Here is a 26,003-nt window from a genome sequence, read left to right as displayed (position 1 = left end):
ATACTATCTAGTTGTCCAGAGGCATCGACGGGAGCAGGACGAATGAGCGAACAGGATCTTCTCGACCTTGGCGGGCAAATCGCCGTGGTCACGGGCGCGGGGCAGAATGCGGGGCGCGGGATCGCCCTCGAACTGGCGCGCCACAATGCGGGCGGCGTCGCCGTGAACGACTTCGTGCCCGAACGCGCCGAGGCGGTGGCGGAGGAGATCCGCGGGATGGGCGTGCCCGCGCTGGCGGTGCCCTTCGACGTGGGCGACCTCGACGCGATCCGTGCGGCGGATGCGGCGATCCGTGACCGGCTCGGCCCCGCGACGATCCTGGTCAACAATGCCGGGATGGCCGGGCCGGGCGGCTCGCTGCGCCCGACGCTGAACTTCTGGGAGGAGGAGCCCTCCGCCTGGGACCGATACCTGCGCACCAACCTCTATGGCGTCTACAACGCCTGCTTCGCCTTCATCCCGAACATGGTCGCGGCGAAGAAGGGGCGCATCGTCACCATCGTCTCCGATTCGGGCCGCGTGGGCGAGCCCAAGCTGGCGGTCTATGCCTCGGCCAAGGCGGGTGCGCAGGGTTTCGTGCGCTCCATCGCCAAGGAACTGGGGCGCTACAACGTGACGAGCAACGCCGTCTCGCTGTCCTCGCTGATGCCCGACATGCCCGAGGAGAAGCTGGCGGAAGTCATGCAGGGCGATCACGCCAAGGCGCAGATGGCCCGCTACACGATCCGGCGCTACGGCAAGTCCGCCGACGTGGCCGCGCTGGTGACGTTCCTGTGTTCCGACGCGGCGGAGTGGATCACCGGGCAGACCTATCCGCTCAATGGTGGCTACGCGCCTTCGATGTGAGGATCAGGCCGCGCTCGGCGTCGCTCATGGAGCGGTTGCGGAACAGCGCCTCGGCGTCCTTGGCGATCAGCGGGCGGCCGAAGTAGAAGCCCTGGATCTTGCGGCAGCCGAGCTCGCGGATGACCCGGACTTCCTTCTCGGTCTCCGCGCCCTCGGCGGTGGTCGACATGCCGAGGCTGTCTGCCATGGCCACCACGGCGCGGATGATCGCGAGGCTTTCCGCATTCCCGGTCGCCGCGCCCTGCACGAACGAGCGGTCCACCTTGATGGTCGAGAAGCGCATCTTGCGCAGATAGCCGAGCGAGGAATAGCCCGTCCCGAAGTCGTCGAGTGCGATCGCGCAGCCGAGCGCCATGACCTGCTCCAGCGCGGCGCGGGCCTGCGTCGCGTCGCGCAGGAAGATGCTTTCGGTGACCTCGATCTCCAGCCGGTTCGCGGGCAGGCCGCTCCCCGACAGCGCGCCGACCACGCTGGCGGCGAAGTTGGCGTCCAGCAATTGCTCGCCCGAGACGTTGACGGCGACGCGTATATGGCTCGGCCAGTGCATCGCCTCCTTGCAGGCGGCGCGCAGCACCCATTCGCCGATGGGAATGATGAGGCGCGTGTCCTCGGCCAGCGGTACGAACTTGGCGGGGCTGACCGCGCCATGTTCCGCGCTCTGCCAGCGCAGCAGCGCCTCGAAGCTGACGACCGCCTCGGAACCGGCATCGACCACGGGCTGGAAGACGAGGTTCAGTTCCTCGCGCTCCACCGCGCGGCGCAGCGCGGCTTCCAGCTTGCGGCGCTCCTCGGCATGGGCGTGTAGCGCAGGCTCGTAAGTGCGGTGCAGGTTGCCGCCGCCGTCCTTGGATCGGTAGAGCGCGAGGTCGGCGTTGCGCATGATCTTCTCGACCGTCGATCCGTCACGCGGACCGACCGCGGAGCCGATCGAGGCGCCGACGAACAGCGTATGGTGATCGACCTCGTAGGGCTGCGAAAGCCGGTCGATCACGCGCTTCGCCACGCGATCGACGTGCCCGGCGTCGGAGGCGTCGCGGATGACCACCGCGAACTCGTCCCCGCCGAGGCGTCCGCACAGCTCGTTCTCGGTCATCTGCTCCTTGAGGCGCTCCGACACACGGGCAAGGAGCTGGTCGCCGACATGGTGGCCGAGCGTGTCGTTGACCGCCTTGAACCGGTCGAGGTCGATCATCAGGAAGGCGCAGCGGCTGCGCCATTCGGCGGCATGTTGCAGGGCGCTGCCGAGCGTCTCGGTCAGCATCGTGCGGTTGGGCAGGCCGGTCAGGGTGTCGTAGCGCGCCAGCCAGGCGATCTTGTCCGAATTCTCGCGCGCCTGCGTCACGTCCGAGCCGACGCCGCGATAGCCCTCGAACACGCCGTTGGCGTCGAAGCGCGGCGTGCCCGAAAGCTCCCACCAGCGCGCATCGCCGCGGATCATCACCCGCACCAGCAGGTTGGCGAAATGCTCGCGATGCTTGAGGCGTTCGGCGAGTTCGTGGAGGCTGGTGGGGAACTGACCGCTTTCCCATGCCGAGCCGGCGATGAGCTGGAGCAGTGGTTGCCCCTCGACCTCGCCGGCATCGCGTCCCAGCGCGAAGGCGAAGCGCGGCGAGACGGAACGGATGCGGCGCGAGGTGTCTGTCTGCCAAAGCCAGTCGGCCTCGCCTTCCTCGAATTCGCGCAGGAGGAGGGAGACGACTTCGTCCTTCTCGACGATACCGGCCTCGGCGATCTGCCCGGAAAGGTAGCGCCGTGCGCCCTCGACCGCGCCCATGGCGACGATGCCGAGGAACAGCAGCGCAATGGCCGCCATGTCGAAGCTGCCCGCAAACAGGAACCACGCGATCGCCGAAAGGCCGACCACGCCGGAGAACACCAGCGTCGCCATCGGTACGGCAGGCAGCAGGATGACCGACGCCGCCATCAGCATGGCCAGCACCGTCCACAGCTTCACAAGGGTCTGTGCGCCAACGAATGGCCCGAAGGCCCAGAGAGGCAAGGCCCACGCAAGCGCGGCAAGCACCGCGCCGACGGTCTGGCGGCGCACGTCCTCGCGGCCGATGCGATTGTTCGGCGCGCTGGCGACGATGCGATCGACGCGGCATGCGTGCCACTGGGTGAGGGCGACGACCAGCACCCATGACAGGACGATTCCGGGATGGATGCGCCCGATCAGCAGCATCGCCGTGGCGAGTGCTCCGGCTGCCTGTGTCGAGAGACGCGCTCCAACGGCCCGCCGCAGCGTTGCGTACTGCAAGCCCCGTAGCCGTGCCCAGTCGCTGTCGGCAGGATCCGACAGGCCGAGCACGGCCCCGAGGGGCAAGTCTCCGGGAAGGGGCTTGCTTGTGGGCGACCGTGTGTTCACGGCCGAAGCGATAGGGCTCGAATGGTTAGTGGTAAGTAAACCGCCTTAGTCGCAACAACATCCTATTCGACGGTGACGCTCTTCGCGAGGTTGCGAGGTTGGTCCACATCGGTGCCTTTTACGCAGGCGACATGGTAGGCGAGCAATTGCACCGGAACGGCGTAGACTAGCGGCGCGATCAGCGGATGGACGCGCGGCATCTCGATGGTGGCGATGCAACCGTCACCCGCTTCGGCGATACCTTCCGCGTCGGAGATGAGCACGACCTTGCCGCCGCGCGCGCGGACCTCCTGCATATTGCTGACGGTCTTCTCGAACAGCGGGCCGGAGGGGGCGAGCACGATCACCGGCACGGCTTCGTCGATAAGCGCGATGGGGCCGTGCTTCATCTCGCCCGAGGCATATCCCTCGGCGTGGATGTAGCTGATCTCTTTCAGCTTCAGCGCACCTTCGAGGGCGAGCGGGTAGTCCGCTCCGCGACCGAGGTAGAGCACGTCGCGGGCCGGAGCGATGAGGTGCGCCATGGCGGCGATTTCCTCATCGTGATCCAGTGCGGCGTTGAGGCTTGCCGGGGTCTCCAGCAGGTGCTGGACGACCTGCGCCTCCTCGCTGTGATCCATGCGCCCGCGCTTGACCGCCAGATGCGCGGCGAGGGCGGCGAGAACGGCAAGCTGGCAGGTGAAGGCCTTGGTGGAGGCGACGCCGATCTCCGGCCCGGCGTGGGTGGGCAGCAGCAGGTCTGCTTCGCGCGCCATGGTGCTGGTGGGCACGTTGACGACGACGGCGATGGTCTGCCCCGCCGCCTTGCAGTGGCGCAGCGCGGCGAGGGTGTCGGCCGTTTCGCCCGATTGCGAGATGAACAGGGCAAGGCCGCCGTCCTCCAGCACGGGGTCGCGGTAACGGAACTCGCTCGCCACGTCGATGTCGACGGGCAGGCGGGCGAAGGTCTCGATCCAGTACTTGGCGACCATCCCTGCGTAGAAGCTGGTGCCGCATGCGACAATGGTGATGCGCTTGATCGCGCCGAGGTCGAAGTCGATCTGCGGCAGCGCGACCGACTGGTCGACTTGGCGCAGGTACGAGCGCAGCGTCTGGGCGACGACGGTCGGCTGCTCGAAGATTTCCTTCTGCATGAAGTGGCGGAAATTGCCCTTCTCGATCGCCACGGCCGAAGCGCCGGAGGTGACGATGTCGCGCTCTACGCGGTTGTTCTCCGCGTCGTAGATCGTCGCGCCATCGCGGGTGATGACGACCCAGTCGCCTTCCTCCAGATAAGTGATCTTCTGGGTCAGCGGGGCGAGCGCCAGCGCGTCCGAACCGAGATAGGTCTCGCCGTCGCCGTAGCCCACCACCAGCGGCGAGCCGAGGCGCGCGCCGATCAGCATGTCGGGGAAGCGGCGGAACGCGATGGCCAGCGCGAAGGCGCCGCGCAGCTGCGGCAGCACCGCCTTTACGGCCTCTTCCGGCGCGACACCGGCCTCGACTTGCTCGGAGACGAGGTGGGCGACGACTTCGGTGTCGGTCTGGCTTTCGAAGTGGCGCCCGCGCGATTCGAGGGCTTCGCGCAGCGGCTTGAAGTTCTCGATGATGCCGTTGTGGACGAGCGCGAGTTCTGCGGTCGCGTGCGGGTGGGCATTGGCGGCGGTCGGCGCGCCGTGAGTGGCCCAGCGGGTGTGAGCGATGCCGGTCAGCCCCGGCGCGGGATCGCGGGCGAGTTCCTTGACCAGGTTGAACAGCTTGCCCTCGGCGCGGCGGCGGACGAGCTGGCCGTCGAACAGGGTGCAGACGCCCGCGCTGTCATAGCCGCGATATTCCATCCGGCGCAGTCCGTCGACCAGCCGGTCCGCCACGTCTTCCTTGCCGACGATGCCGATGATGCCACACATGAGATTAAGTGCCTTGGTCTAGAGAGAATAGGGGACGCGGATGCCCGGCATGCTTGCCGGGAAATCCTTGGTATTTCGTGTAACGAGGATGCGCCCGCGCACGATCGCGCTGGCGAGGATGATGGCGTCGGGCGAGCGCAGGCGAGGGCGTTCCCGTCGCAGGGATGCGGCGCGCGTCGCGATTTCCTCGTCGATTTCGTCGATCGCGAAGCCCGACAGGAACGCCTCGGTCCGCTGGAGCAAGGGGCCGTCCCCCTTGGACATCACCTCGATCCAGGCCATGCGGCTGATCCAAAGGCGTCCGCCCATATCGGCCGCGCGCCGCATCTCGACGCGCGATTCCGGGATGCCGCCAAGCGCATCGATCACGATATTGGAGTCGAACGCGAAAGTGGTCACGAGGAGGGCTGGTCCCCGGCACCGGGCTTCGGCACGCGCGGAGCGAAAGCATCCGGGCCCATGACCTTGCGGTAATGCTCATGCTCGCGATCGTCGGCTTCATCGAACAGGTCTGGAAACGCGGCGCGGACTTCCTCGTAGTCGTAGTCCCATGGCCGTGCCGTGGCAGCGCGCTCACGCCTTTGCCATTCGACGGCATCGCCGATGTCCGTCCGATCCTTCCACAAGCCGAAACCCTTGTCGATCCAGTCATGGCCGTGAACCGGCTCGCTCTGCGCCTTGTAGGTCGAAACCGCCTCGCGCAGCACCGAGGCGCGCGACTTGCCGAGTTCGGCAGCGCGCGAGTCGAGCCAGCGAATGTCCTCGTCGGGAAGGTCTGCGAGAATGCGGGTCATGATATCGCGATATCATATCGTGATATCATCGACAAGGATGGTATCGCAGGAAGCATGAACGGGACAGTGCGCTATCCGTCATGACGAGGCACTGTCCCGGACATTACATCTTCGTCATCAATCCCCGTCGATCAGGTTGCCGAGCGAGCCCAGCAGCGATCCCTCGCCGCGGCTCTGGCCGCCGGTCGAGCCTGCCGCGGCCAGCATCCGTCCGGCGAGGCGCGAGAAGGGGAGGGACTGGATCCACACCTTACCGGGGCCGCGCAGTCGGGCGAAGAACACGCCTTCGCCGCCGAAGATCATCGACTTGACCGAGCCTGCGCGCACCACGTCGAACTCGACGCTGGGCTGGAACGCGGCGACGCAGCCGGTGTCGACGTGGAGTTCCTCGCCATGGCGAAGCTCGCGCTCGATCACGGTGCCGCCCATCTGGACGAAGACCCAGCCGTCGCCCTCCAGCTTCTGCATGATGAAGCCTTCGCCGCCGAACAGGCCGGTCATGATGCGCTGCTGGAAGTGGATGCCGATGGAGACGCCGCGAGCCGCGCACAGGAAGGCGTCCTTCTGGCAGATCAGCCGCCCGCCCACTTCGTCCAGCTTGATCGGCAGGATCGCGCCGGGCACCGGCGCCGCGAACGAGACGCGCGCCTTGCCGGAGCCGCGATGGGTGAAGACGGTGGTGAACAGGCTCTCGCCGGTCACGAGTCGCTTGCCCGCGCCGAGCAGCTTGCCCATGAAGCCGCCGCCCTGATCGGCCGAGCCGTCGCCGAACACGGTGGTCATGTCGATGGACGAATCCTTCCAGACCATCGCCCCGGCTTCGGCCACGGCGCTTTCGCCGGGATCGAGTTCGATTTCGACGAACTGCAGTTCCTGGCCCTTGATCTCGAAGTCTACGTCGTCAGAAAGCGCGGAACTGCGGCTGTGGCTCCAGGGGCTGTTGGCCATCACGAAATCTCCATGTACGGCACCGAAAACCGGGCCATGTGCGATGAACGACGATTTGATTTCGGCAAGATGACTTGTCAAACCGCGCTTGTCGGATATTCTTCGCAGTTCAACGAACACTGTCTGACGATTGGCCCACGTTAAAAGGGCTCGGCACAGACCGGCGCGGTATCGGTGTTTTGGGGAGAGGAAAAACGCCGATGAACGCTCGAATTGCGTCTTCCGTTCTTGTTTCGCTGTTTCTTGCAGGCGCCGCGCATGCCGAACCTGCGCGTCAGGCGCAACTCGTCGCCACCAATTTCGCGCCCGCCACGCGGGTGACGGATACCCGCTTCGATGCCGCCGCGCATGTCCAGCAGGGCTACAGCCTGCTGCGGCAGGGCAAGCAGGCGCAGGCGGTGAAGCTGTTCGACAAGGTTATCGCCGACGCCGACCAGCGCCTCGCAGGCGACATGCGTCCGCGCCTGTGCCGCGATGCCGGGGCAACGGCGGCCGCGGGCACCGTGGACGTCGATCCGGCGCTGTGCGAGGCGCATTACGGCAAGGGCTACGCGCTGATCGACCTTGGTCGCGGCGATCTTGCCGAGGCCGAACTGCGCGCCGCATCGCAGATGGCACCGGGCAATGCCCACTTCGCCAACGAATACGCCGAACTCTTCAAGTCCCGCCGCGAATGGCAGCAGAGCTACGACCTGTTCGCCGGAGCCTGGGCTGCCGTCGACAAGTCCACCTCCGGTCCCGACGCGAAGGTCGCGGCGCGCTCCCTGCGCGGCATGGGCTTCACCAAGGCGGCGATGGGTCAGTTCGACGAGGCCGAGAAGCTCTACGACCAGTCGCTCCAGTACGATCCGAAGAGCGAGATCGCCAAGGCAGAGCTTGGCAACATCGCACGCCGCAAGGCGATCGGCTCCTGATGCCCTTGCGCCGCGCCGCCGTCTCGGCTGGCGCGGCGATGCTGCTGTTTCCTGCGCCCCTCAGCGCGGAAGCGCAGGATCCGCGAATGGTCGAGATCGTCGGCCTGATTCGCGACGGCAAGCAGGCGGAAGCCGTCGGACGTGCCGACGCGATGATCGCGCAGTTTGCGGATGCGCAGCATGAGCCGGGCGTTTCCTACTTCTGCAACCGGGACGGCGGCGGCGTGGCGAACCTCGGTGCGGCGGCGGGGCGCGGGACGAAAGTCGATCTCGCGCCCGAAGCGTGGTGCGAGGCGCTCTTCGCCAAGGGCTTCGTGCTGTCGGGGCTGAAGCGTTACGACGAGGCGGCACAGGTGCTCGGGCAGGCCGTGGCGATGGACCCGACGAACCCCCATTTCCTCAACCAGTACGGCGACGTCCTGCGCCTGCGGGGCGATGCGGTGGCGGCGATGGTCCAGTACGGCAGGGCCTTCGAACTCACGGCCTCGGACGATGCCGAGATGCCCGCGCGCATGGCGAACCGGGCGCTGCGCGGCATGGCGCTGGCGTCCGAGAGTAAGGGCGACCTTCCTGCGGCGCAGGGATACTACGAGCAACTGCTCCGGCGTGATGCGACCGATGCCGCCGCGCGCGCGAATCTGGCCGAGATCGTCAAGGCACGCGCTGCGGGGAAGTGAAGGGGTTCAGCCCTTCGCTTCCGCCTTCTTTTTCTTCATCGCGTCGTGGAAGCGGTCGGCCCAGCCGGGCTTGACCAGCTGTTCCCCACGGACGAGGCGCAGTTCGCCGTCGGCCACATCGCGCGTCACCGTGCTGCCCGCCGCGACGATGGCGTCCGCGCCGATCTTCACCGGAGCCACCAGCGCGCTGTTGGAGCCGATGAAGGCGCGTTCGCCGATAACGGTCTGGTGCTTGAAGTAGCCGTCGTAGTTGCAGGTGATGGTGCCCGCGCCGATGTTCGCGCCCGCGCCGACGACAGCATCGCCGATGTAGCTGAGGTGGTTGGCCTTCGCCCCTTCGCCCAGCACGGCCTTCTTCATCTCGACGAAGTTGCCGACCTTGGAATTGGCCTTGAGCACCGCGCCGGGGCGCAGACGCGCGTAAGGCCCGATGGCGACGCCGCTTTCCAGCGTTGCGCCTTCGAGGTGCGAGAAGGCGTGGATCATCACGTTGTCGGCCACTGTCACGCCGGGGCCGAACACGACGTTGGGCTCGATGGTGACGTCACGGCCCAGTTGCGTATCCCAGGCGAAGAACACCGTCTCCGGCGCGATCAGGGTCACGCCGTCGACCATGGCCTGCACGCGGCGCTTCGCCTGCCAGCGGCCTTCCGCTTCGGCGAGTTCGCCCCGGCTGTTGATGCCGCCCACTTCGTCCGCATCGGCGGTGACGATGACGGCGCAGGCACAGCCTTCCAGCGTGGCGATATTGACGATGTCGACGAGGTAGTATTCGCCCTGCGCGTTCTCGTTACCGACTTTGGCAAGGAGGTCGAACAGGTCGGCGGACTTCACCGCCATCAGCCCCGAATTGCACAGGCGGCAGGCGCGCTGTTCCTCGGTCGCGTCCTTGTACTCCACCATCATCGCGATGCGCCCGTCGTCGTGGGCAAGGACGCGGCCGTACTGCAGTGGATCGGCGGGCTCGAAGCCGAGCACGACCACGGCGGGGGCATCCTCTGCATGGAGCCGCGCAATCATGGCGCGCATCGTCTCGGGGCTGACGAAGGGCACGTCGCCGTAGAGGATCAGCACGTCACCGTCGAAGCCCGCCAGCGCGTCCTGCGCCTGCTGCACCGCATGCCCGGTGCCCAGCTGCGGTTCCTGCACGGCGATCGTCGCCCGCGCACCCAATGCCTTCTCCAGCTGCTCGCGACCGTGCCCCGCGACGACGACCTGCCGCTGCGGCGCCAGCTCGGCGGCGCTTGCCAGCAGGTGTTCGAGCATCGGGCGGCCCGCGATCGGGTGGAGCACCTTGTGCAGGTCGCTCTTCATGCGGGTGCCCTTGCCGGCGGCGAGGACGACGATTGCGAGAGGAGCGGCGAGGGGGGCACTGGCAGAAGTCATGGGTGCTCTCCTGCCAGCAAATTGTTGCGGTTTCCATCCCGAGCGGCCACTGCTTTGCGCAATGACCAGCTTTCCCTTTCAGATCGTCGGTTTCGACCTCGACGGAACCCTGCTCGACAGCCTCGGCGACCTTGGCCATGCGGTGAACCACGCGCTCGAACTGGAAGGGCGCAGGCCCGTCCCGCGCGAGGAAGTGCGCGGCTTCGTGGGCGGCGGCGCGCGCAAGATGCTGGCGAATGCGCTGCTGGCGACCGGCGGCGCAGTGGAGGATGCGCGGTTCGAGGAGCTGCACGACGCGCTGCTCGCCTTCTACGAGGCGAACATTGCGATGGAGACGCGGCTCTATCCCGGCGGCGCGGCGATGCTGGACGAACTGGCCGCGCGCGGCGTGAAGATCGCCGTCGTCACCAACAAGCTGGAGCGGTTCGCCAGAAAGATCTTCGGCGAACTCGGCCTGACCGAGCGGTTCTACACCGTCATCGGCGGCGACACCCTCGGCCCCGGCCGCGCGAAGCCGCGCCCGGACCTGCTGCATCTCATGCTGGAGCGGGCGGGCATCGAGGGCAGGGCGGCCTATGTGGGCGACACCACCTACGACACGCGCGCGGCGGCAGCGGCGGACCTGCCGTGCATCGCCGTCAGCTTCGGGTTCAACGACCTGCCCGTAGTTGAACTCGGCGCGGCGGCGGTGATCGACCACTTCGACCAGCTTGTTCCCGTGCTGGAGCGGATCGGCAACGCCCAGCCGATAACCGCCTGAGCCGCTTGCCCCCGTAACCGCCTCGTGCGAGCCCTCCTGAAAAGAGGGAGACGTGACGATGCCGACACCGGGTGAGAAGCTGCGCGCGCTGATCGAGAACGGCGAGCATTTCGTCGCCGCTGAGGCCTACAGCGCGCTGACCGGTCGGATCGTCCAGCATGTCGGCTTCAAGGCGGCCTACCTTGGCGGCCATGCCTGCTCGGCCTTCCACTACGCCGTGCCCGACAACGGCATCTTCAGCCAGATCGAGCAGATCGAGCAGGCGGGCCGCATCGCGCAGGCCATGGATATCCCGCTCATCGCCGATGCCGACACGCTGGGCGAGACAGTGGCCGACGCCTATCGCTTCACGAAGATGTACGTCGCTGCAGGCATCGCGGGCTACCACGTCGAGGACGAGGTGAACCCCAAGCATTCCAAGCACGTCAACGGCCTGTGTTCGATCGAGGAGATGCAGCTGCGCATCGAGGCGGGCGTGAAGGCACGCGGTGACAGCGGCCTCGTCATCATCGCGCGCTGCGACGAACTTTACACCAGCGCCAACGGCGGCGGCGGCACCGGCTCGGTGGAGGAAGCCATCCGGCGCGGCCGGGCCTATGCCGAGGCGGGGGCGGACGCGGTCGTATTCGCCAGCGCCCCGCCGGAACAGCAGGCCGAGGTGATCCCGCATATGCCCATTCCGGTCTGCACGCTGGGCTTCAACCTGCCGGATACGCGCTTCACGCTCTCGACCGGATGGGGCTGGGTCTCGGCAGCGGTGAACCACCTGAAGATGGCGCGCGAGCTGATGGAGACCGGCTCTGTGGCGAGCGCGATGGATGCGTTCCGGAATTTCCCGGAGAAGTACGACCTGATCGACCAGGCGCTTTACGATGACCTGATCGTGGATTGGGCGGAGCGGACCGGCAAGCCGGTGCGGCCGAACCACGCGCGCTGATACGTCGTCCCGGATCAAGTCCGGGACGACGACTACTTCCCTTCCACACCCTTCGGCAGCGCCAGCACCTCAAGTCCCGCCTCGGGCGCAAGGTAGCGTTGGGCCATCGCCTGCACGTCCGCCGGGGTGAGAGCCAGCAGCCGGTCGCGCGCCTTCTCGAAGCGGTCTATCCGCTCGGGCTCCGACTGGGCGCGAGCGACGAGGGCCATCCAGCCCGCATTGCTCTTGAGCGCGTTCTGGAGCCCCTCGACGAGCGGCTGGCGGGCGCGGCGCAGGATGTCCTCGCTGACGGGCGCGGCGCGCAGTTCCTGCACCACGGTGCGAATCGCCGCGCGGGTGGCGGGCACTTCCGCCACATCGACGGAGGCATTGACCGAGAAGGTGCCGTAGCCCTTCCACTCGTGCGACAGGAAACTCGACGCCGAGGGGGAATAAGCCTTGCCGAGCGCCTCGCGCAGCTGGTCGGTCAGCTCGACGCGCATGACGCGCTCCAGCAGTTCCAGTTCCAGCGCCTCGACCGGATCGGTATCGTCGCGCGTGGGCCAGACGATCCGCAGCAGCGCCTGATCGGCGGCACCGGTATGGCGCACCACCTGCGCGGAACGGTCGGTCGAGAACAGCCGCGGCGGCTGCGGCTGCTCGGTGCGGAACGCGGCATCGCGGGCGGGCAGGGTGCCGAAGGTCTTCGCGACGAGTGCGATGGCGGCATCCTCGTCGATATCGCCCACCAGCGAGATTTCGAGCGCACCCTTCGCCAGCCGTTCGCCGATGTCGGCCTTGAGCTTGGCGTAGGAGAGGTGGCGGTAATCCTCCACGTCGCCAAGGCTGAAGCGGGGGTCGCCATTGCTGACGATACTGCCCAGACGCGCCTCCAGCGCCGATGCGGGCGTGGCGTCCAGCTGGGCGAAGTAGTTGTTGATGGCCTGCCGGTAGCGCACCTCGCCCTCGGGCCGATAGCCGGGGTCGGTGATGAGCGCGGCAAGCAGCTGGAGCTGGATCTCGAGATCGCGCGGCGTCGTGGTCAGACGCGAATCGAAACTGGCCGCGCCGCTCGACAGGCCAAGGCCGACGCTGCGTCCGGCAAGGATGGTGTCCAACTCGTCGCGGCTGTGCTTGCCGAGGCCGCCGTCGTCGAGGTTCGCCACCAGCTGCGTCGCATGCGGGTTTTCGCGCGTGTTGAGCCGGTCGCCGCCGTCGATGGCGAGGCCGACGCGCACGCGGTCCTGCTCCAGATCGGTCTTACGCAGGTTCAGCATCACGCCGTTGGCGAAACGCACCTCGCGGATGCCGAGATCGGCGCGGCGGGTGTCGCCGACGACCTGCCCGGCGGGGCCGAAGTCGGTATAGGCGAAGGCGGCGCTGGCGGTCGCGGCTTCGCGGTCGATGGGCGCGCGCATGACCTCGCGCCACGCTTCCCGCAATGCGGCTTCGCCGCCTTCGGGCGCCTTGCGGCCCTGAAAGCGGATCAGCGGGGCGTCGAGCGCCAGCGCCTCGCGCTTCATGGCGGCGAGCACGGCCTCGGGCGTGATCTGCGGCGCAAAACCCTCGAACCGCTCCTTCGCGGACTGCGGCGTGGAGGGCACCATCTTGTCGTCCACCAGCGAGAGCGCGAGCTGCGTCAGCATGGCGTTGCTGCGCGTCGCGGCGGCGGCGGCTGCGTTGACGATGCCGGTGCGGACCTGCGCCACCTGCTCGGCGACTTCGGCGGCGGAGAAGCCGTAAGCCAGCGCGCGGCGGTACTCGCGGCCTGCAGCATCGAGTCCGGCGCGCCACTTGCCGTCCACTGTGTCGATGATGATCCGGGTCGAGCGGCCCGCCTCGAACACGTCGCCCGTGCCGAATCCTGCGCCCCGGAACGGCGGCTCGGCACTGCGGGCAAGGCGCTGGAGGCGGCGGTTGACGATGTCGTAGCCGATCGAGCGCAGCAGCGTCTCGCGGCGCTGGGCGATGGAGTCGGGCTCGTCCAGCCATTTGCCGTTGCGCTGCACGGTGACGCGCTCCGACAGGGCGGGGTCGACGTAGGCCCCGGTGCGTGCCTTGTCCCTGGCGGCGATGGGGCCGGGGGAGGGCTGGCGCTCGGCGGACTTGGGCGCCCAATCGTTGAAGTGGCGGGTGATGCCCGCTTCCACCGCAGAAACGTCGAAGTCGCCGACGACGACCAGCGTGACGTGCGCAGGCACGTATTCACGCTCGTAGAAAGCGCGCAGGGAGGCTGCCGTCGCGGTGTTCAGAGTCTCGGTCGTGCCGATGGGGAAGCGCTGCGCGTAGAGCGACTTGGGGTAGAAGAACTTCGTTGCGTCGATGGCGTTGCGCAGCGACCACGAATTGCGGTCGCGCATCTCGGCAAGGACGACGCCGCGCTCCCGGTCCACCGCTTCCTGCGATATCGTGAGGTTGCTGGCCGTCTCGCGCATCAGCATCAGCGCGGTGTCGATCAGCCCGGCGTCGTTGCGCGGCAGGTCCAGCTTGTAGAGCGTGCGGTCGAAGCTGGTGGAGGCATTGGTGTCGGCCCCGAAGGCCAGCCCCTCGCGCTCCAGCAGCGGGATCATCTGCCCCTCGGGCACGCGCGCCGATCCGTTGAAGGCCATGTGTTCGAGGAAATGCGCGAAGCCCTGCTCGGCGGGCGACTCGTCGAGCGAGCCCGCCTCCACGTCCATGCGCACCATCGCGGTCCCGGCGGGCGTGGCGTTGCGGCGGATGACGTAGCGCATGCCGTTGTCGAGGCGACCGAAGCGGAAGTCGGGATCGACGGGAATGTCGCTGCGCTCGAAGGCCCAGGTGGTGTCGGAAGCGGGGGCCTTGTCCTTCGCGGCCAGCGGCAGGGGCGCCAGCACGAGGACGAGGGCGATCAGGGAACCTCTCATCGCGGCAAGGAGTGCCAAGGTGGGCGGGGGAAGGCAAGGCGCATGTTCCTCCCCGAGCTTGTCTCGGGGAGGGGGACCGCCCGCGCAGCGAGTGGTGGAGGGGGAGAGGCCACGCATTCCCCCTCCGTCAGCCCTGACGGGCTGCCACCTCCCCGAGACAAGCTCGGGGAGGAATTAGGAATCAAAAAGGCGGCACCCTTGCGAGCGCCGCCTTTTCGAATGCCGTGGCTTGCGAGGCTTACTTGCCGCGCAGCTTGCGGTGCTTGGTGAGGTCCAGCACTTCGCTCGGGCCGTTGTCGTCCTGCAACAGGCCGAGGCGGCGGGCGACTTCCTGGTACGCTTCCTCTTCACCGCCGAGGTCGCGGCGGAAGCGGTCCTTGTCGAGCTTTTCGCCGGTGGTCATGTCCCACAGGCGGCAGCCGTCGGGGCTGATCTCGTCCGCGAGGATGACGCGGCTGAAGTCGCCGTCCCAGATGCGGCCGAATTCGAGCTTGAAGTCGACGAGGCGGATGTTGATCGCGGCGAACATGCCGGCCATGAAGTCGTTCACGCGGATCGCCATCGCGGCGATGTCCTGCATCTCGTCATGGTTGGCCCAGCCGAAGCAGGCGATGTGCTCTTCGGCGACGAGCGGATCGCCCAGCGCGTCGTCCTTGAAGTAGTACTCGATCAGGGTGTGCGGCAGCATCTCGCCCTCGGGGATGCCGAGGCGCTTGGAGATGGAACCGGCGGCCACGTTGCGTACCACGACCTCGATCGGGATGATCTCGACCTGGCGGACCAGTTGCTCGCGCATGTTGAGGCGGCGGATGAAGTGGTTGGGCACGCCGATGTGGTTCAGGCGCGTGAACACATACTCGCTGATGCGGTTGTTGATGACGCCCTTGCCCTGGATGGTGCCCTTCTTCTGCGCGTTGAAGGCGGTGGCATCGTCCTTGAAGTACTGGATCAGCGTGCCGGGCTCGGGGCCCTCGTAGAGGATCTTGGCCTTGCCTTCGTAGATCTGGCGGCGACGGGACATGCGCGTGGTCCTTGAAACGGTCAAAAGAGCAAGCCCCGGCGCTTCGGGAAGGCCGGGGCATTCGAGCGGGCATATAGTGCAAGCGGGGTCAAAAGCAAACTGCGCGAGCGGCGGCCTCGTGCTAGGCGGCGGTGGAGGAGGAATCGGCCCGATGTCCGTCACTATCGAGGTCATGACCGGGGAACAGGTGCTAGCCGCCGTGGCCGACCTTGCGCGGCTGCGGATGACCGTCTTCGCCACATGGCCTTACCTCTACGATGGCGATCCTGTGTACGAGGAGGACTACCTGCGCGAGTTCGTCGAGGCGCCCGATGCGGTGCTGGTGGCAGCGCGGGACGGGGATCGCATCGTCGGCGCGGCCACCGCATCGCCCATGGCGGCGCAGAAGGCGGAGTTCCGCGCGCCGTTCGAGGCGCGGGGGCTGGACGTGGACAGGCTGTTCTACTTCGGCGAATCCGTACTGCTGGCTGAGTACCGGGGACAGGGGATCGGCCATGCCTTCTTCGATCATCGCGAAGCGCAGGCACGGCGGTGCGGGGCGGATGCGGCGACTTTCGCGGCGGTGATCCGGGCTCGGGAGCACCCGGATCATCCGGCGGACTACGTACCGCTCGACGGCTTCTGGACGAAGCGCGGTTATGCGCCGGTGGAGGGGGTCGTCACGCAGCTGGCGTGGAAGGATCACCGTGACGTGGCGGATACGGCGAAGCCTATGCAGTACTGGCTGCGGCGGTTTGCGTGAGGCCTATCCCTTCGTCATTGCGAGCGTAGCGAAGCAATCCAGCGGCGTGGGCCGTTCGCGGATTGCTTCGCTACGCTCGCAATGACGAGCTATGGGTTTGGCGCTAACCGCTTTCAGCGCGTTGCTAACTCCGCCACCAGATTGCGCGCTGCTGCGCTGACCTGCTGCCAAGTCGTCTCGAAGCCTTCGGGGCCGCCGTAGTACGGATCGGCGACGTCCTGCCCCTTCATGCCCGGAACGTGATCGAGCAGCAGCGACAGGCGCGCCTTCGCTCCGGACGGGGCCATGCGCCTGAGGTCCGCGAAATTGGTCGAATCGAGTGCGATGATCCGGTCGAAGCGCGCGAAGTCCGCCGGGCTCACCTGACGCGCGCGGTAGGAACGGATGTCGATGCCGTGGCGCGCGGCCTCGTCGCAGGAGCGCGGGTCCGGGCCCTTGCCGATGTGCCACGATCCGGTCCCGGCCGAGTCGACGAGTATGTCCAGCCCGGCAGCCTTCGCCTCATGGCGCAGCGCGGCTTCCGCTAGGGGTGAGCGGCAGATGTTGCCGAGGCAGACGAACAGGACGGAAGGGATCTGGGACATGGTATCGCGATAGCGCCACGGGCCACTCAGCGCACCGGGATTCTCACCGTCTCGGCCAGTTGCAGCAGCATGGCGCGCACGTCCGCTGCGACGAAGGGCTTGTTGAGCATGGGGCGCTCGGCATGGTCCTGCGGCAGATGCTCGCGGTCGTAGCCGCTGAGGAAGGCGAAGGGCGTCTCGCGCGCGGCGAGGGCGTCGGCCACGCGGTCGATCCGTTCTCCGTTGAGGTTGCCATCGAGCAGGGCGAGGTCGGGATCGGCATCGCGGATCAGTGCCAGCGCGTGTTCGCAGGAGGTCGCGGGGCCGATGGCGATGCCGCCCCCGTCCTCGATCTGGGCGATGATCTCCATGGCGACGAGCGGCTCGTCCTCGACGACGAGGATGCGCATCGGCGGCAGGGCGGCGGCGGGCGCGGGCTTGGGCGCTGGCGGCCGCACGCTCGGCTCTACGGGTGCAGCCTCGATCGGGGAGAGCGGCAGGGTCATCGACCAGCGCACGCCTTCGGGCGCGAAATCCGAGACGATGCGCGCGCCGTCGGCGGCCATGCTGTGCTCGATCAGGGTGGAGCCGAAGCCGCGCCGCTCGGGCGGGGCGACGACAGGCCCGCCGCGCTCGGTCCATTCCATCGCGAGGACATCGCCCATGCAGGTCCAGACCAGCGAGACGGTGCCGAAGGCGTTCGACAGCGCGCCGTACTTGTGCGCGTTGGTGGCGAGTTCGTGGAACACCAGCGAGAAGCGCAGCGCCAGTTCGGGCGGCAGGTCCACGTCCGGGCCGTCGAGCAGCAGGCGGTCCTCGCTCACCGCGCCGATGGCGACGTGGTCGGCGATCAGGCGGCGCAGCCCCGCGCTTTCCCACGTCGTCGCGCTCAGCATCGAATGCGCGCGTGACAGGGCCTGAAGGCGACCGGTGAAGGCATCCTGGAATTCCTTGTGCGAGCGGGCGTGGCGGAACCCCTGCGAGGCGATGGCCTGCACGGTGGCGAGGGTGTTCTTCACGCGATGGTTGAGCTCGCCAATGAGCAGGCGCTGGGTATCCTCGGCGCGGCGGCGCTCGGTGATGTCGAGCATCTCGACCATCACGCTGCCGGGACGCCCCCCTGATTGTATGGGCCCTGTTCCCGCAAGGGATGAGCAATACCACTCGCCCTCGCGCAGCACGCCGTCGGCGCGGCGGTAGCGGTGTTCCTGCATGGCGCGCCGGTCACCGCCCTGCAGCAGTTCGCCCATGCCCGCAAGGAAGGCGGCGCGTCCGCCGTTGGGCGGCAGGAACGGCGCTTCGGCCAGCGGCACGCCCAGCACTTCGGCGGCGGTATAGCCGAGGGTCCGTTCGGCGCTGCGATACCAGCCGACGATGCGCAGGTTCGAATCGATCTCTAGCACGGCGAGCGGGGAGTTGTCGCCATGGGCGCGCAGGCGGCCGAGCGCCGCGCCGAGTTCGTCGCGCTGAAAGGCGATCTCACGCCGCTGGCGGGCCAGTTCGACGAAGACGGCGACCTTGGAATTGAGCACGGTGATGTCGATGGGCTTTAGCAGGTAGTCGACCGCGCCCGCTTCGAACCCGCGGAACTTGCGGCGTTCGTCGGTGGCGATGGCGGTCAGGAAGATGATCGGCACGCCGCGCGTGCGCTCCGCCCCGCGCATCAGTTCCGCCAGCTCGAACCCGTCCATGTCCGGCATCTGCACGTCGAGCAGGGCGAGCGCGAAGTCCTGTCGCAGCAGCAGTTCCAGCGCCTCGAACCCCGAGGACGCGGTTACGAGTTCGACGCCGGTCTGATCCAGCGCGGCTTCGAGGGCGACGAGATTCTCGCGGATGTCGTCCACCGCGAGGATGCGGATCGGCCTATGCGGCAAGGAAGGTCTGCCGGGTATCGGATTCAGGGTAAACGGAGTGCCTGCTCTGCCCGGGACGCGCGGTCGTCATTCATTCGCCTCGGGGGGTGCGTTGATACGACCGGAACGCTCCCCCTTGCGCGCGTAAATCCCGGATCGGGTCGGTCAACGCACGGAAATACGGGCAGTTCCCGAGGTTTCTTCAAAAAGATGCATGGCGCGTCGATCATATCGATTGCGATCACGAGAACGACGCCAAAACTTCCTTAAGACATTGCTGGTATCGGCAGGGGATTATCGGGGCAATTCCAACAGCGAGCCTGGTTTACGATGCGTAAAGCATGTCAAAAGATCGCCAAGTTCTCACGAAACGTCGTGCAGGGCGTCGCGCGTGACGCGGCGGGCAACATCCTGCCCATCGCCGCGATGGGCGTGCTGGTCGCCGTCGTCGTGGTGGGCTCGGCCGTGGATATCAGCCGCAATTACCTGGCGCGCCAGCAGATCCAGTCGGCCTGCGATTCCGCTGTGCTGGCGGGACGCCGCACGGTGACGACGGCGGGCTTCGATCAGGCATCGAAGGATGCGGCGAAGGCCTACTTCGCAGCGAACTTCAACGACAACACGCAGAGCACCCGCTCGACCAGCTTCACGGTCACCTCGCCCGACGACGGCCAGACGGTGACGGCCACCGCGACGACGATCCTCGACACGCTGCTCATGCGCGTGTTCGGCAAGGACAACTTCCCGATCAGCGTGACCTGCAGCAGCTCGATGGGCGTGGGCAATGCCGACGTCATGATGGTGCTCGACACCACCGGTTCGATGGACTCGAAGCTGTCGGGCACGCAGACCCGCATCCAGGCGCTGCGCGAGGCGATGAAGAACTTCTACACGACGATCTACAACGCCACCGCCGCCAGCAATGCGCGCGTGCGCTACGGCTTCGTGCCGTTCAGCTCGACGGTGAATGTCGGGCGGCTGCTGAACGGCCTCGACTCCCGCTACATCGTCGACAGCTATCCCTATCAGTCGCGCATCTACGAGCCCGACGATTCCGGCGACAACGACACCAACGGCGTCTGGAACCAGAACACCCCGGTCAAGAGCTACAGCAGCAAGAGCAACTGCACGCCCGACCTTCCGGCGGACACCGCGTTCACCGACAGCGGATCGGGCGCGACCAAGGTCCAGACGAAGAAGGAATACCAGTGCCGCCAGGCGAGCGATAACAAGTACTACGTCTACTGGCGCTGGATCACGCGGCCTTACATGATGCGCTATCGCCAGATCACCTACGACACGAGCAACTTCAAGAAGTTCAACGCGGTCAACACGCCGACTGCTGCCTACGGCGCCAACGAATCCTCGACCTGGGGCGGCTGCATCCAGGAGCGCGGCACCGTCGCGCAGGCGAGCTTCAGCTATTCGTCGGCCACCGGCATCACGCCGAAGGCTGCACTGGACCTCGATCTGGACGGCTATCCGGACGTGAACGACAACAACACCAAATGGGCGCCGCTCTGGCCGGACGTGTCTTTCCGCCGCTGGAACAGCAGCGGTAACTACACCACCGCGACCACCACTTACGGCGGTGACGGCGGCAGCTACTGCCCGGTGCAGGCGCGCCTGCTCTCGACGATGACGCAGACGGCGTTCAACAACTATGCGGACTCGCTGCAGGCGGTGGGCGGCACCTACCTCGACATCGGCATGATCTGGGGCGGGCGCATGATGTCGCCGCAGGGGATGTGGCAGTCGCTTGTCAACGACGATCCGCAGAACGGCGGCGAGGTTTCGCGGCACATCATCTTCATGACCGACGGCCAGATGGAGCCCAGCTACCAGATCCCGCAGGCGTGGGGCATGGAGTACTGGGACCGCCGCGTGACCAGCGACGGCTATTCCAACGACGCGTCGCGCCATACATCGCGCTTCCTCGCGGTGTGTGAAGCGATCAAGGACAAGGGCATCCGCGTCTGGGTGATCGCGTTCACCTCCGGCCTCAGCAGCGACCTGCAGACTTGCGCTTCCGACGACAGCTCCTTCACTGCGACCAGCTCGGGCGAGCTCAACTCGGCATTCCAGGAGATCGCCAAGCAGGTGGGCGAGCTGAGGGTCGTGCAGTGACGGTCACGGACCGCATCCGTGGCCTGCGGAGCGATGCGCGCGGCTCGGCGGTGATCGAGTTCGCCGTCGCCGCGCCGGTGCTGCTGCTCCTGCTCATCGGCATCTACGACATGGCGCACACCGCCTATCTCACCGCCGTGCTTCACGGCGCGGTGCAGGAGGCGGCGCGCGGCGACGGGCTGGAGGGCGCGGACAACGCCAACGCCGACGCCTACGTCACCGGCATGGTCAAGCGCATCGCGCCCGACGCCACGGTGACGTTCAAGCGCATGAGCTACTACGACTTCGCCGACATCAAGCGCGCCGAGGCGTGGAACGACAAGAACACCAACGGCACCTGCGACAAGGGCGAGACCTACACGGACGAGAACAAGAACGGGAAGTGGGACGCGGATGTCGGCACCAGCGACAACGGCGGGGCCAACGACGTCGTGCTCTACACCGCGACCGTGATCTATAAGCCGGTGTTCATCGTACCCTACGTCGGCAACTCGACCGCGCAGCGCACGCTGACCGCCAGCGCGGTGCGCAAGAACCAGCCTTACGCGCTTCAGGAGAAGTACGGCGCGGCGGCGGGGACATGCTCGTGATGCGGCTCGCCCGTTTCGCGCGGCGGCTGCGTCGCGACCAGCGCGGGGTCTCCTTCATGGAGTTCGCGCTGGTCCTGCCGATCCTCATCACGCTGGGCTTCTACGGCACCGAGCTGGCGTGGATGGCGATGATCAACATGCAGGTCGGCCAGATCGCCTCCTCGGTGGCCGACAACGCATCCCGCCTCGGCCAGACCGACAACAGCGCGGTGACGCCCACGGTCAAGGAGGCCGACGTCAATGCGGTGATGTCGGGCGGGCTGCTGCAGGGATCGTACTTCAACTTCGAGTCGAACGGGCGGATCATCCTGTCGAGCCTCGAACGCGATTCCGCCACCGGCCGCCAGTTCATCCACTGGCAGCGCTGCCGGGGCAATCTCAAGGTCGTGTCGCGCTACGGTGCGGCAGGCAAGGGGCTGACCGGGACGACGATCACGGGCATGGGCGATCCGGCAATCGCAGCCGTACAGGGCTCCGCCGTGATGTATGTGGAGGTGAACTACACCTATCAGCCGCTGTTCGGCAGCTGGTTCGTCGGCCAGCCCAACTTCCGTCGCGAGGCGGCCTTCATCATCCGCGACGACCGCACGCTGGGAGCCAGTTCGGGCAACGGCATCTCGGACGCGACGGCGACGACCAAGGCGAGCTGCAACTGAGGATGGATTCGGGGCCTGCCCCAATCTTCGTCATTGCGAGCGTAGCGAAGCAATCCACGGTCGGCCCTCGACGCTGGATTGCTTCGCTACGCTCGCAATGACGAGAGGGGATGCCATTCGAAGGCAGGGGATTAGGTGCCGCTAGCTGCACCTTACCCTGTTCGTCATCCCGCGAAGGCGGGGACCCAACTGATGCCCGTGCGACAGGCACCGGCAGGAGATGGGTTCCCGCCTTCGCGGGAATGACGGGAATGATTTTGATCGCGACGAACGTCCTTGGCGAGCACTCCCGGCAAGCTGTCTCGCCGATAGCACCCACCGAAAGACCGCCAGCGGTCCCGGGTCTAGCCCGGGACGACGCGACAAATCAGCGCGGCTCCAATCGGATCGCGGTGCCGCCGCCCGGCGCCAGCCACACGTCGAGGGTATCACCCTTCTTCACCGTGCGCGTGTCGTAAGCGATCCGGTGACGCGCTTCGGTTTCGTAGGTCGCGCCTTCGCCGTCCTTCCAGACGCTGGCCTTGTAGGTCTTGCCCGCTTCGAGGAAGTCGAACTTCAGCGTCACGGTGCGCGCCGTCGCGTCGTTGACGCCGCCGACGAACCAGCGCTGCGAATTGCGGTCCTTGCGCGCGAAGATCGCATAGTCGCCCACTTCGCCCGCGATCAGGTGGCTTTCCGCCCAGTCGGTGGGAACCGACTCGATGAAGTTCATCTCGCGCGGGTACTTGTCGAGCTGCTCGATGAAGTCCGCCGCCATCTGGATCGGCGAGTAGATCGCCAGGTAAAGGCCGAGCTGCTTCGCCAGCGTCGATGCCAGCGCGCCCTTCGCGCCTTCGAGGCTGAGGACGCCCGGCGTGAAGTCCATCGGGCCGGACAGCATGCGGGTATAGACCAGCGTCGGCTCATGCTCGGGTCCGTTCGCGAACTGGCCCCAGGCGTTGTACTCCATGCCGCGCGCGCCTTCGCGCGAGACCCAGTTGGGGTAGGTGCGGCGCAGGCCCGTGTCCTTCACCGGCTCATGCGCGTCGATGGCGACGTGGTGCTTCGCGGCGTTCTCGACGACGGCGAGGTGATGCTCGACCATGCGCTGACCGTCGTGCCATTCCATGCGGATCGGGCCGACCGGGCCGCCGGGATGGTCGGTGTTGGCGATGATGCCGCCGTGGTCGGCGACGTAGCCGGTCTTCACCGTGTCCACGCCCAGCTTCTGGTAGAGCGCGAAGCCCGCGTCCATGTTCGCTTCGTAGTTCGCGATGTTGCCGCCGGTCTCGTGGTGGCCGATCAGCTTCACGCCCTTCTTAGCGGCGTACTTCGTGATCGCGTTAATATCGAAGTCCGGCGTCGCCTGCGTGAAGCTGAACTCGTCGCCGTGGCCGAACCAGTCGCCGTTCCAGCCCTTGTTCCAGCCTTCGACCAGCACGCCGCGGAACTTGTGCTTCGCGGCATAGTCTATGTACTGCATCGTGCGCGCGGTGGTGGCGCCGTGCTGCGGACCTTCCGCCCAGCTCCAGTCGTTGCGGATCATGCCCCACCAGATGCCGATGTAGCGGCCCGGCTTCACCCAGCTGACATCGCCCAGCTTGTTCGGCTCGTTGAGGTTCAGTTCGAGGTCGTTGTCGACGAGGCCCGCCGCATCGTCGGCGATGCGCACGGTGCGCCACGGCGTCGCGAACGGCAGTTCACGCACGACGCGGGCGCCGCGCGAGGAGGGCGAGAGCGTGGTGCGGAATTTCTGGCCCTCGGCGCGCTTGAACCAGTAGCCCGCGTAATCGACCAGCGCCGCTTCGTGAAAGGACAGGTGGGTGCCGTCCTCCAGCTTCATGGTGATCGGCGTGTGCGCGGTGGAAACGGCATCGATCGGGGTCTGCTGGTAGACCTGCTCGTAGCGGTTCCACTCGCCGCCCGGGATCCACCATGCGGTGCCCTTGGGCACGATGTCGAACTCGGTCGTCTCGTCGGCGATGTTCATCGTCTTGAGGCCGGGCTGCTCGGGCAGTTCGTAGCGGAAGCCGAGGCCGTTATCGAACAGGCGGAAGGTCACGTTCATCAGGCGCGCGCCCTGATTGTCCGCCTGCCTGAAGCGCACCGTGACCTGGTTGTACTTGTCCTTCACGAAGCGGCGCTCGCCCCAGGGCTGTTCCCAGGTGTCTTCGCCCTTGGCGGTGTCGTTGCCGGTGATCGCGAAGCCGCGCGTCATGTTCAGGCCATCGGTCAGGATGAAGCCCAGTTTGCTCGGCGCGATCAGCAGCTTGCCCTTGCGCGTGACCGACCATGTGGGACGGCGGTCGCCGTCGGTGGTGACGGTCAGCACGATCGAGCCATCGGGCGATGCGGCGGTGACGGCGGGGGCGGTCTCCTGCGCATATGCAGGGGCGGCGATGACGATGCCAGCAGTTGCCAGCAGGGCGAGCGGCTTCATGCCGTTTCTCCTTCGATGATCCAGATGCCGCCCCATGCGGGCAGGGCACCGGCTTCAGTGTTGTTCACGGCAGCGAGGACGCGGCCTTCGGTTGGAATTGCTGCGGGCCATGCTGCAGTATCGGCGCTCATGTTGAAGACGCACAGCACGCTGCGGCCATCGGCCTTGCGGCGCAGCACGAGGCGCGTCTCGTCCGCGAAAAGCACGTCGCACGAACCGCGACGCAGCGCGGTGTCGGCGGCGCGCAAGCCCAGCAGATGGCGCGTCAGGTTGAGCAACGATGCCGGATCGGCCTCCTGCCGGTCCACCGCGCGCGACAGGTTCTGCTCGCTCATCGGCAGCCATGGGGCGGACGAGGTGAACCCGCCGTGCTCGCTCTGCGCCAGCCACGGCAGCGGCGTGCGCACGCCGTCGCGCGAGAGGGTGAGCGGCCAGTTGGCGATGGCCTCGGGATCCTGCAGCAGCTCGAACGGAATCTCGTCCTGCAGCAGGCCCAGTTCCTCGCCCTGGAACAGGATCGGATTGCCACGCAAGGACAGCAGCACCATCGCCTTCATCCGCGCGAAGGCGTCCATCTGGTCGGGCGTGCTCCAGCGCGAGAGCGCGCGGGGCGCGTCGTGGTTCTCGAAGGCCCAGCTCGGCCAGCCGGCGCCGTCTTCCTCGGGCCAGAAGTCCTGCGCGGCGGCGATGTGCCGGGGCGTCAGGTTGTCGGCATAGAGGAAGTCGAAGCCGTAGGCGCTGTTCAGGCGCTGGTCGCCTTGCGTAAAGGTCTTCATCTCCTCGCTCGCGCGGGCGCCGCCCACTTCTGCCAGCGAATAGGTGTCGGGGTAGCTGGCGATCAGCGCCTGCAACCGCTCGATGAACGTGATGATGTCCGGGTGCGACTGGTTGTAGACCTGAAGCTGGAAATCATAGGGCCGCGTGCGCACCTTTCCGGTATCGGGCGCTGGCGGATTGTTGCGCAGCATCGGGTCGTGCATCGAGTGGTTGAGCGCATCGATGCGGAAGCCCGAGACGCCGCGATCCAGCCAGAACTTCGCCACGCCCAGCAGTGCTTCCTGCACTTGCGGGTTATGGCAGTTCAGCTGCGGCTGCTCGGCAAGGAAGTTGTGCATGTAGTACTGTCCGCGCCGCGCATCCCAGCGCCACGCCGGGCCGCCGAACACCGACTGCCAGTTGGTCGGCGGCGAACCGTCGGGCTTGGGGTCGGCCCAGACGTACCAGTCCGCCTTGGCGTTGCCGCGCGAGGAACGGCTCTCCGTGAACCACGGATGCTGGTCCGAGGTATGGGCATAGACCTGATCGATGATGATCTTGAGGCCGAGTTCCCTGGCGCGCACGACGAGCGCGTCGAAATCCTCCAGCGTGCCGAACATCGGGTCGATCGCGCAGTAGTCGGAAATGTCGTAGCCGAAGTCCGCCATGGGCGACTGGTAGAACGGCGAGATCCAGATCGCCTCGACGCCGAGGCGCGCGACATGGTCGAGCCGGGCGGTGATGCCGGGCAGGTCGCCGATGCCGTCGCCGTTGGAATCGGCGAAGCTGCGCGGGTAGATCTGGTAGATCGCCGCGCCGCGCCACCATGGAGCGGTGGAAGTTGTTGAAGTTTCGGTCATGGCGCTCTCTGGTAGGGCCCGGTGCATGCTGGGTATCTC

General features: G+C 66.9%; 21 protein-coding genes. 9 read left to right on the top strand and 12 right to left on the bottom strand.

All coding sequences use genetic code 11. From position 1 onward, the window contains the following. The first annotated feature begins 42 nt into the window (after positions 1 to 42). The gene (locus LO787_RS22380; RefSeq protein WP_232493185.1) at positions 43 to 846 is read left to right on the top strand and encodes an SDR family NAD(P)-dependent oxidoreductase; all 804 of its coding nucleotides are present in this window, start codon (positions 43 to 45) and stop codon (positions 844 to 846) included. On the opposite strand, the gene LO787_RS22375 is transcribed toward LO787_RS22380, so the two are convergent. The 5 genes from LO787_RS22375 to LO787_RS22355 all read right to left on the bottom strand — a co-directional run bounded on the left by LO787_RS22375 (position 818) and on the right by LO787_RS22355 (position 6,839). Then, positions 818 to 3,169 carry a putative bifunctional diguanylate cyclase/phosphodiesterase gene (locus tag LO787_RS22375; RefSeq protein ID WP_232493184.1) on the bottom strand — a complete coding sequence of 784 codons (2,352 nt, stop codon included), beginning with the start codon at positions 3,167 to 3,169 and terminating at the stop codon, positions 818 to 820. The two genes, LO787_RS22380 and LO787_RS22375, sit on opposite strands and share 29 nt — an antisense overlap. A 104-nt stretch (positions 3,170 to 3,273) precedes the next feature. Continuing rightward, complete coding sequence (gene glmS / locus LO787_RS22370) at positions 3,274 to 5,097, bottom strand: glutamine--fructose-6-phosphate transaminase (isomerizing) (protein WP_232493183.1); 1,824 nt, start codon at positions 5,095 to 5,097, stop codon at positions 3,274 to 3,276. An 18-nt stretch (positions 5,098 to 5,115) separates the two neighbouring features. Continuing rightward, positions 5,116 to 5,496 (bottom strand): type II toxin-antitoxin system VapC family toxin, encoded by a 381-nt coding sequence (locus tag LO787_RS22365; protein WP_232493182.1) that lies wholly within the window; start codon positions 5,494 to 5,496, stop codon positions 5,116 to 5,118. Next, positions 5,493 to 5,891, bottom strand: a complete 399-nt coding sequence (locus LO787_RS22360; protein WP_232493181.1) for a ribbon-helix-helix domain-containing protein — start codon at positions 5,889 to 5,891, stop codon at positions 5,493 to 5,495. The genes LO787_RS22365 and LO787_RS22360 overlap by 4 nt, the downstream gene beginning before the upstream one ends. A 117-nt stretch (positions 5,892 to 6,008) precedes the next feature. Next, a complete protein-coding gene (locus tag LO787_RS22355; RefSeq protein WP_232493180.1) occupies positions 6,009 to 6,839 on the bottom strand; it encodes a TIGR00266 family protein in 831 nt (276 codons plus the stop codon). A 200-nt stretch (positions 6,840 to 7,039) separates the two neighbouring features. Here LO787_RS22355 and LO787_RS22350 point away from each other — a divergent pair, with 200 nt between their 5' ends. Further along, a complete protein-coding gene (locus tag LO787_RS22350) occupies positions 7,040 to 7,753 on the top strand; it encodes a tetratricopeptide repeat protein (RefSeq protein WP_232493179.1) in 714 nt (237 codons plus the stop codon). Continuing rightward, positions 7,753 to 8,430 carry a tetratricopeptide repeat protein gene (locus LO787_RS22345; protein WP_232493178.1) on the top strand — a complete coding sequence of 226 codons (678 nt, stop codon included), beginning with the start codon at positions 7,753 to 7,755 and terminating at the stop codon, positions 8,428 to 8,430. Before LO787_RS22350 ends, LO787_RS22345 begins: the two co-directional genes overlap by 1 nt. 6 nt (positions 8,431 to 8,436) lie before the next feature. On the opposite strand, the gene glmU is transcribed toward LO787_RS22345, so the two are convergent. After that, positions 8,437 to 9,816: a bifunctional UDP-N-acetylglucosamine diphosphorylase/glucosamine-1-phosphate N-acetyltransferase GlmU gene (glmU, locus tag LO787_RS22340; RefSeq protein ID WP_232493177.1), complete on the bottom strand. Its 1,380-nt coding sequence runs from the start codon at positions 9,814 to 9,816 to the stop codon at positions 8,437 to 8,439. 61 nt (positions 9,817 to 9,877) lie between these two features. Between glmU and LO787_RS22335 the strand changes: the two genes are divergently transcribed. Both LO787_RS22335 and LO787_RS22330 read left to right on the top strand, forming a co-directional pair. Further along, entirely contained in the window at positions 9,878 to 10,576 is a 699-nt protein-coding gene (locus LO787_RS22335; protein ID WP_232493176.1) for an HAD-IA family hydrolase, read from the top strand. Positions 10,577 to 10,634: 58 nt separating this feature from the next. Then, on the top strand, positions 10,635 to 11,513 hold the full coding sequence (locus LO787_RS22330) for an isocitrate lyase/PEP mutase family protein (protein ID WP_232493175.1): 879 nt from the start codon (positions 10,635 to 10,637) through the stop codon (positions 11,511 to 11,513). A gap of 32 nt (positions 11,514 to 11,545) precedes the next feature. On the opposite strand, the gene LO787_RS22325 is transcribed toward LO787_RS22330, so the two are convergent. Together LO787_RS22325 and purC are read right to left on the bottom strand one after the other, a co-directional pair. Further along, positions 11,546 to 14,377, bottom strand: coding sequence for a M16 family metallopeptidase (locus LO787_RS22325; RefSeq protein WP_232493174.1), 2,832 nt, complete (start codon positions 14,375 to 14,377; stop codon positions 11,546 to 11,548). A gap of 238 nt (positions 14,378 to 14,615) precedes the next feature. Then, complete coding sequence (gene purC / locus LO787_RS22320) at positions 14,616 to 15,398, bottom strand: phosphoribosylaminoimidazolesuccinocarboxamide synthase (protein ID WP_232493173.1); 783 nt, start codon at positions 15,396 to 15,398, stop codon at positions 14,616 to 14,618. Between the two features lie 151 nt (positions 15,399 to 15,549). On the opposite strand from purC, the gene LO787_RS22315 reads away from it, so the two are divergent. After that, positions 15,550 to 16,140, top strand: a complete 591-nt coding sequence (locus LO787_RS22315; RefSeq protein ID WP_232493172.1) for a GNAT family N-acetyltransferase — start codon at positions 15,550 to 15,552, stop codon at positions 16,138 to 16,140. 113 nt (positions 16,141 to 16,253) lie between these two features. Here the strand turns inward: LO787_RS22315 and LO787_RS22310 are convergent, their stop codons facing one another. Both LO787_RS22310 and LO787_RS22305 read right to left on the bottom strand, forming a co-directional pair. After that, complete coding sequence (locus tag LO787_RS22310; RefSeq protein WP_232493171.1) at positions 16,254 to 16,724, bottom strand: low molecular weight protein-tyrosine-phosphatase; 471 nt, start codon at positions 16,722 to 16,724, stop codon at positions 16,254 to 16,256. A 26-nt stretch (positions 16,725 to 16,750) separates the two neighbouring features. Further along, the gene (locus LO787_RS22305; protein ID WP_232493170.1) at positions 16,751 to 18,577 is read right to left on the bottom strand and encodes a response regulator; all 1,827 of its coding nucleotides are present in this window, start codon (positions 18,575 to 18,577) and stop codon (positions 16,751 to 16,753) included. A 309-nt stretch (positions 18,578 to 18,886) separates the two neighbouring features. Here LO787_RS22305 and LO787_RS22300 point away from each other — a divergent pair, with 309 nt between their 5' ends. Genes LO787_RS22300 through LO787_RS22290 form a run of 3 tightly spaced genes read left to right on the top strand, consistent with a single transcriptional unit; the run spans position 18,887 to position 21,929 of the window. Further along, positions 18,887 to 20,683, top strand: a complete 1,797-nt coding sequence (locus tag LO787_RS22300; protein ID WP_232493169.1) for a pilus assembly protein TadG-related protein — start codon at positions 18,887 to 18,889, stop codon at positions 20,681 to 20,683. After that, positions 20,680 to 21,273, top strand: a complete 594-nt coding sequence (locus LO787_RS22295) for a TadE/TadG family type IV pilus assembly protein (RefSeq protein ID WP_232493168.1) — start codon at positions 20,680 to 20,682, stop codon at positions 21,271 to 21,273. The genes LO787_RS22300 and LO787_RS22295 overlap by 4 nt, the downstream gene beginning before the upstream one ends. Continuing rightward, positions 21,264 to 21,929 (top strand): TadE/TadG family type IV pilus assembly protein, encoded by a 666-nt coding sequence (locus LO787_RS22290; protein WP_232493167.1) that lies wholly within the window; start codon positions 21,264 to 21,266, stop codon positions 21,927 to 21,929. Before LO787_RS22295 ends, LO787_RS22290 begins: the two co-directional genes overlap by 10 nt. 367 nt (positions 21,930 to 22,296) lie before the next feature. Here LO787_RS22290 and LO787_RS22285 read toward each other — a convergent pair whose 3' ends face one another. Next, positions 22,297 to 24,348 carry a glycoside hydrolase family 97 protein gene (locus tag LO787_RS22285; RefSeq protein ID WP_232493166.1) on the bottom strand — a complete coding sequence of 684 codons (2,052 nt, stop codon included), beginning with the start codon at positions 24,346 to 24,348 and terminating at the stop codon, positions 22,297 to 22,299. Next, on the bottom strand, positions 24,345 to 25,964 hold the full coding sequence (locus LO787_RS22280; RefSeq protein ID WP_232493165.1) for an alpha-amylase family glycosyl hydrolase: 1,620 nt from the start codon (positions 25,962 to 25,964) through the stop codon (positions 24,345 to 24,347). Before LO787_RS22280 ends, LO787_RS22285 begins: the two co-directional genes overlap by 4 nt. Positions 25,965 to 26,003 lie beyond the last annotated feature (39 nt).

Source organism: Novosphingobium kaempferiae (assembly GCF_021227995.1).
In the GTDB taxonomy this organism is placed as follows: domain Bacteria; phylum Pseudomonadota; class Alphaproteobacteria; order Sphingomonadales; family Sphingomonadaceae; genus Novosphingobium; species Novosphingobium kaempferiae.
This window is presented reverse-complemented; position numbering and strand designations above follow the sequence as displayed.